This is a genomic window from Shewanella sp. 10B, from assembly GCF_023475885.1.
Lineage (GTDB): Bacteria > Pseudomonadota > Gammaproteobacteria > Enterobacterales > Shewanellaceae > Shewanella > Shewanella mangrovisoli.
The window spans coordinates 63,636-70,474 of record NZ_JAMDJO010000010.1; the positions used below are offsets into that span (position 1 = coordinate 63,636).

Sequence of the window (6,839 nt, forward strand, 5' to 3'; positions counted from 1 at the left end):
TCACTTTCGACGCTTAAGTTTTAGCTCGCTCAAAGCAGTTCATCGATAGGTGAACTGCTTTTTTATTGCTTTTCATTAGGTTAATTTTAAAAACTCATCAACTACATCATTTTCACTCTAAAAACATATTTCGAATACTAGCAAAAATGTTTCGTTTCTCTATAATATAACTTTCGAATCGAAAGTTAACTGAAAGGTTTTATGAATAAACGAAACACACAGCAACGACGCCACAGTATTATCAGCATTCTGAATGAACAGGGTGAAGTGAGTGTCGATGAGTTGTCATTACGTTTCGAAACCTCAGAAGTGACTATTCGTAAAGACTTGGCTGAGCTTGAAAAAACCGGACTGTTGCTACGCCGCTATGGTGGTGCTGTGGCTATTCCCGATGAAGTGACACAACAGTTTTCTACCAAGATTGCCCCTAACAAGTTATCCATCGCTAAAGCCGCGGCGCAGTTAATTAAAGATCACAATCGCATCATCATCGACAGTGGTACCACTACTTCAGGCCTGATTGCTGAACTCAACCACAAGCGTGGCCTGGTGGTCATGACCAATGCTCTGCATTTGGCTAATGCGATTCACGAACTTGAAAATGAGCCAACCCTATTGATGACCGGCGGAACCTGGGATCCCCATTCTGAGTCGTTCCAGGGGCAAGTGGCCGAGCAAGTATTACGCTCCTATAACTTCGATCAACTTTTTATCGGTGCCGATGGTATCGATCTAGCGCGCGGCACCACCACCTTTAATGAGCTGACAGGTTTAAGCAAGGTGATGGCTGAGGTTTCGCGCGAAGTGATCGTTATGGTGGATTCGGACAAAATTGGTAAGCGGATCCCTAACTTAGAACTACCTTGGTCGCAAATCAGTGTACTAGTCACCGATGCTCGTATCGAAGAGAGCGCCTTTAACCAAATTACCGAGCAAGGCGTGAAAGTTATCTTAGCGCCCTACTCGCCTTAGGCATTTGCCGGTGATAAGCCAGAGCAAATGACTCAAACAACTTCATTTATATTTTTCATTTTATAGGTAAAAACTATGTGCGGAATCGTTGGCGCCGTGGCGCAAAGGGATGTGGCCGAAATTCTGGTCGAAGGTTTACGTCGTTTAGAATATCGTGGATATGACTCCGCAGGTGTTGCCGTTATCCACAATGGCGAACTTAATCGCACGCGCCGTGTGGGTAAAGTGCAGGAGCTTTCTGCCGCACTCGAAACCGACCCGTTAGCGGGCGGCACTGGGATTGCTCATACTCGTTGGGCGACCCATGGTGAGCCAAGCGAGCGCAATGCTCACCCACATTTATCTGAAGGCGATATTGCCGTGGTGCACAATGGCATTATCGAAAACCATCATAAACTGCGCGAAATGCTTAAAGAGCTGGGCTATCACTTTAGCTCGGATACCGACACCGAAGTGATTTGCCACTTAGTTCACCACGAATTAAAAACGCACGACACCTTACTGGCTGCGGTGCAAGCCACGGTGAAACAACTCGAAGGCGCTTATGGCACTGTGGTGATTGATCGCCGTGATAGCGAGCGCATGGTTGTGGCGCGTTCAGGTAGTCCACTGGTGATTGGTTTTGGTTTAGGTGAAAACTTTGTCGCGTCTGATCAATTGGCGCTGTTGCCTGTGACCCGTTCTTTCGCGTTTTTAGAAGAAGGTGACGTGGCTGAAGTGACTCGTCGCACCGTGAGTATTTTCGATGTGCATGGCAATAAAGTTGAGCGCGAAGTTAAAGAATCAGAAATCACCCACGATGCCGGTGACAAAGGTGAATATCGCCACTATATGCTCAAAGAAATTTATGAGCAGCCATTGGCGCTGACACGCACTATCGAAGGTCGCATCGCTAACAAGCAAGTGCTCGACACGGCTTTTGGTGATAATGCAGCTGAGTTTTTAAAAGATATCAAACACGTGCAAATCATTGCCTGTGGTACTAGTTACCATGCGGGTATGGCGGCGCGTTATTGGTTAGAGGATTGGGCCGGCGTTTCTTGTAATGTCGAAATCGCCTCCGAATTCCGCTACCGCAAGTCGCATTTGTTCCCTAACAGCCTGTTGGTGACCATTTCTCAATCGGGCGAGACTGCCGATACGCTGGCGGCGATGCGCCTAGCTAAAGAAATGGGTTATAAGGCGACGCTGACTATCTGTAACGCTCCTGGCTCTTCCTTAGTTCGTGAGTCTGACATGGCGTACATGATGAAAGCAGGCGCTGAAATTGGCGTTGCTTCAACTAAAGCCTTTACCGTGCAATTAGCGGGTTTGTTAATGCTGACGGCGGTGATCGGTCGCCACAATGGTATGTCGGAGCAAATGCAGGCGGAGATCACCCAAAGCCTACAGTCTATGCCTGCCAAAGTAGAACAAGCCCTAGGTTTAGATGATGCGATTGCTGAATTGGCGGAAGATTTTGCCGACAAACACCATGCCTTATTCCTTGGCCGTGGCGATCAGTACCCGATTGCGATGGAAGGTGCGCTCAAACTAAAAGAGATCTCCTACATCCATGCTGAGGCATATGCCTCTGGCGAGCTGAAACATGGTCCACTGGCGTTGATTGATGCCGACATGCCCGTCATCGTGGTTGCACCAAACAACGAACTGTTAGAAAAGCTGAAATCTAATGTTGAAGAAGTGCGTGCCCGTGGTGGTTTAATGTATGTCTTCGCCGATGTGGATGCTGAGTTTGAATCTGACGAGACCATGAAGGTTATCCCGGTTCCACACTGCGATATCTTTATGGCGCCGCTGATTTACACTATCCCACTACAGTTGCTCTCGTATCACGTTGCCTTAATTAAGGGCACCGATGTGGATCAACCACGAAACCTCGCTAAATCGGTGACGGTGGAATAAATCGGAAGTAATAAAAAACCGCCTAAATGGCGGTTTTTTATTGGGGCTTCATTAGAGTATGTGCTGGTGGCTGAGGTATTAAGCCGTTATTGCATTAAGCGCGTTCTGCTTTTTTGCCTCGAAACGTTTCCATACTTTATCGTGGAAATAAAACACTACAGTGTTTATCGCTGGCTCAACTAAGGCGACGGCACCACCGACCAAAACACTACCAGTTAATAAATAGGTAACGGTGAAGGCAACGCTGAAATGTAATACGGCAAAAGTTAATGTCTTGGTCATGATCTTATCCTCTAATATTAGCCCCAATTGGGAATAATTAGATGATAACAATTCTCATTAAAATTTAAACCCGTATTTTGAGATTAGTTTAAACGGTTTTTTCTATCTATAAGCGCTAAAAAATATAAAGCCCTCAAATGAGGGCTTTATATGGCAATCAGCTTCGATTAGTAATGCCAAGGAAACGCTGAAAAGTCCTGGTCACGTTTCTCGAGGAAAGCATCGCGCCCTTCTTGAGCTTCTGCGCTGGCATAGGCTAAACGCGTCGCTTCACCCGCAAACAGTTGCTGGCCGACCATACCGTCGTCGGTCATGTTAAAGCCGTACTTCAACATACGCATTGCTGTCGGCGATTTGGAGTTAATCTCTTTGGCCCATCTTAATGCTTCAACTTCGAGTTCGGCATGGGGAACCGATTTATTCACCATTCCCATGGCAAAGGCTTCATCGGCACTGTAGTTAAAGCCACAGAAGAAAATTTCTCGCGCGCGCTTTTGGCCAATCATCTTGGCAAGATAAGCACTGCCATAGCCTGAGTCGAAACTCGCGACATCGGGATCGGTTTGTTTGAAGACGGCGTGTTCCTTCGAGGCCAAGGTTAAATCGCAGACAACATGCAAACTATGGCCGCCACCCACCGCCCAACCCGGCACAACTGCGATCACCACTTTAGGCATAAAGCGGATCAATCGTTGGACTTCGAGGATATGTAACCGCCCCATTCTGGCTAAATCGGCTTTGCCTTCTTCAGCCCCTTCATATTTATAACCATCTTTACCGCGAATACGTTGATCGCCACCAGAGGAAAACGAATATTGTCCTTTGGCCGAGGGGCCATTGCCCGTGAGTAACACACAACCAACATCGGACCATTGGCGAGCGTGATCGAGGGCGATATACAACTCGTCGACCGTCTTTGGGCGGAAGGCGTTGAGGCAATCTGGACGGTTGATGGCGATACGCACTGTGCCGTGGGCTTTGGCTCTATGGTAAGTAATATCGTCGAAGTTAAATCCGCTGACTTCATCCCACAGTGCGGGATCAAAAATATCTGATACTGGTTTAGTCATGATACAAGGCCTATGTAATTGAAGTTCAAAGGCTAGGCGGAATCATGTCTTTGGTCAATCGCCTAAGCGCCATGCTTAGTGATGGGTTGCAAAATTCCGTTTGCCTGTAAGTGGGATTAGAGGTTATCGCAGATATAAAACAGGTTATCTCGGCTAAAGATTGGGTGCTCGGGCGCCTTAGTGCCGCAGTAGCTGTCTTTAAAATCGGCAATGCCGTCTTCGGTAAGTGGGATTTTATTAAACTCTTCGACTTCAGGAGCCGATAGTCGCTCCAATATGGCTGTTCGAGCCTTAGCGCGTTTCTGATCGATCTTAATAATTTGGGTGCCCGTCATCGAGCCCATTTTGTTTTCTATCTTCTGAACCATTTCCTCAGTTTTGGCTATAGGTGCATCTAGTTTGTCTGTTTCGGTGTATAAGTAATATAATGCACCACACAGGAGCGCTAATATGATCCAACCTTTCATCTTTTAGTCCAACATAAGTGAATAACCATTAATAATATGGGTATAATAAGCCAGTTTTCGTCCAATATTAAAGCAGTAAAAGGCTGTCACGATGAACGCAGAATCTAATAACAAGGACTATTCGAAAACCAATCGAATTAAGATTCACCAGCCAGATGCAGATAAGGCTGATCGCTTTAACCCCCGCAACCGGATTTATGTCCGGGCCATCGATGGATTATGGAGTAGCGTACGCCGCCGTATGGGCTGGGTCGCAATGCTCTTCTTCCTTATCTTACCTTGGATCCCTTGGGGAGACCGTCAAGCCGTTTGGTTCAATCTGGCAGAGCAGAAGTTCCATGTCTTTGGTTTAACGATTTGGCCACAGGATCTGACCTTACTTGCCGCTCTCTTTATGATAGCTGCCTTTGCGTTATTTTTCGTGACAACCTATCTCGGCCGAGTCTGGTGTGGTTACACCTGCCCGCAAACCGTATGGACGTTTATGTTCATCTGGTTCGAAGAAAAACTCGAAGGGGCCCGTAATAAACGCATTAAGTTAGATCAAATGCCATGGGGTTTTGACAAAATCTGGCGCAAAACGGCAAAACATACCGCATGGATTGTGCTTTCGCTCATCACGGCCATGACGTTTGTGTCCTATTTTGTGCCGAGCCGTGAAGTATATGTCGATGTATTTACCCTTAATGCATCGGGTGCGATCTACTTCTGGGTTATCTTTTTTACCTTAGCGACTTATGGTAATGCGGGTTGGATGCGTGAAATCATGTGTATCCATATGTGCCCGTACGCGCGTTTCCAATCGGCGATGTTTGATAAAAACACCTATATCGTTGGTTACGATGCAAAACGCGGCGAGACCCGCGGCCCGCGCTCACGCAAAGCCGACCCCAAAGAAATGGGCTTAGGCGACTGTATCGACTGCGACCTCTGTGTCCAAGTTTGTCCAACGGGTATCGATATTCGTAACGGCTTGCAATACGAATGTATTAACTGCGGCGCCTGTATTGACGCTTGTGACCAAACCATGGAGCGCATGGGATACCCTCTAGGGCTGATTAGCTATACCACCGAAAATAAACTCGAAGGTATTAAAGAGAAGGTATTACGTCCTAAGCTGGTGGGCTATGGGGTGGTGTTAGCCGCCATGATCCTGATCTTTATCTATGCGAGCGCGACGATTGCTCCAGTACGTATGGATATCATCCGCGACCGTAACCAACTCTATAGAGAAAACAATCAAGGGCTGATTGAAAACACCTTCACCCTGAAAATTCTCAACAAGACAGAACAAGCCCATGAATACACTATGAGTGTTGAAGGTCTCAATAACTATAAATGGTATGGACCAACCTCAGTGACGATTGCGGGTGGAGAGGTGTTAACTCTACCTATCAGTGTCGGGGTCGATCCGGTCGAACTTTCGCGTTCAGTGACTAACATCGTGATAAAAGTGAAAACCCATATCGATGGCGAAGAAGTCGAAGTCGAGCAAGAATCGCGATTCTTCAGTCCATAGTTACTGTTTCGTTAACCAAATGAGTTTAAAAAGGGGCTGTTTAGCCCCTTTTTTATTCATGTTGCTGGATATCTAGGCGTCTAGATGATTAATCGTAATTTTCTGACAAAAAGCCCTTGCACAAAAAGTTTAGCTCCCTATAATGCGCATCCACTGACACGGCAGACAGCGAAAGCGAATGCGGTTTACAGTGCGAATCGAATGCAAAATGTGCAGTTGATTCGAAAGCCTCAATAAGTTTGTAAAAACGCCTTGACGCGACTGGGGAAATGCGTAGAATACGCAGCCCTGACCCGCTGAGCGGTAACGCGAAGTGAGTGGTCAAAATGCTCTTTAACAATCTAAACAAGAAATCTGTGTGGACACTCACAGGTGTTGAGTTAATCGAAATTACTCTGCCGTTTGGCGAGTAATCAAAATTTACATCAATGAATGAGTGTTCATAGCAATATGTACAACGACTTATTAAGTTAAGTCTATTCAGAATTCATTGAGTCGAACCTTAGGGTTCACAAAACTTTTAATTGAAGAGTTTGATCATGGCTCAGATTGAACGCTGGCGGCAGGCCTAACACATGCAAGTCGAGCGGCAGCACAAGGGAGTTTACTCCTGAGGTGGCGAGC

Annotated in this window: 6 protein-coding genes and 1 rRNA gene; 4 read left to right on the forward strand and 3 right to left on the reverse strand. The window is 46.5% G+C overall.

The window, feature by feature from the left end; genetic code table 11:
* Nucleotides 1-201 precede the first annotated feature (201 nt).
* Nucleotides 202-972 (forward strand): DeoR/GlpR family DNA-binding transcription regulator, encoded by a 771-nt coding sequence (locus M0415_RS20060; protein ID WP_249556558.1) that lies wholly within the window; start codon nt 202-204, stop codon nt 970-972.
* Between the two features lie 75 nt (nt 973-1,047).
* Nucleotides 1,048-2,877 carry a glutamine--fructose-6-phosphate transaminase (isomerizing) gene (glmS, locus tag M0415_RS20065; RefSeq protein ID WP_248968974.1) on the forward strand — a complete coding sequence of 610 codons (1,830 nt, stop codon included), beginning with the start codon at nt 1,048-1,050 and terminating at the stop codon, nt 2,875-2,877.
* A gap of 78 nt (nt 2,878-2,955) precedes the next feature.
* Here the strand turns inward: glmS and M0415_RS20070 are convergent, their stop codons facing one another.
* The 3 genes from M0415_RS20070 to M0415_RS20080 form a co-directional block, all read right to left on the reverse strand.
* Nucleotides 2,956-3,159 carry a DUF2061 domain-containing protein gene (locus M0415_RS20070; RefSeq protein WP_169548704.1) on the reverse strand — a complete coding sequence of 68 codons (204 nt, stop codon included), beginning with the start codon at nt 3,157-3,159 and terminating at the stop codon, nt 2,956-2,958.
* Between the two features lie 167 nt (nt 3,160-3,326).
* On the reverse strand, nt 3,327-4,229 hold the full coding sequence (locus M0415_RS20075; protein WP_011627707.1) for a 1,4-dihydroxy-2-naphthoyl-CoA synthase: 903 nt from the start codon (nt 4,227-4,229) through the stop codon (nt 3,327-3,329).
* A gap of 116 nt (nt 4,230-4,345) precedes the next feature.
* On the reverse strand, nt 4,346-4,696 hold the full coding sequence (locus M0415_RS20080) for a hypothetical protein (RefSeq protein WP_249556557.1): 351 nt from the start codon (nt 4,694-4,696) through the stop codon (nt 4,346-4,348).
* A 91-nt stretch (nt 4,697-4,787) separates the two neighbouring features.
* On the opposite strand from M0415_RS20080, the gene ccoG reads away from it, so the two are divergent.
* Together ccoG and M0415_RS20090 are read left to right on the forward strand one after the other, a co-directional pair.
* Complete coding sequence (gene ccoG, locus M0415_RS20085) at nt 4,788-6,215, forward strand: cytochrome c oxidase accessory protein CcoG (RefSeq protein WP_249556556.1); 1,428 nt, start codon at nt 4,788-4,790, stop codon at nt 6,213-6,215.
* Nucleotides 6,216-6,736: 521 nt separating this feature from the next.
* Nucleotides 6,737-6,839: ribosomal RNA gene (locus tag M0415_RS20090) — 16S ribosomal RNA — on the forward strand; the annotation flags it as partial.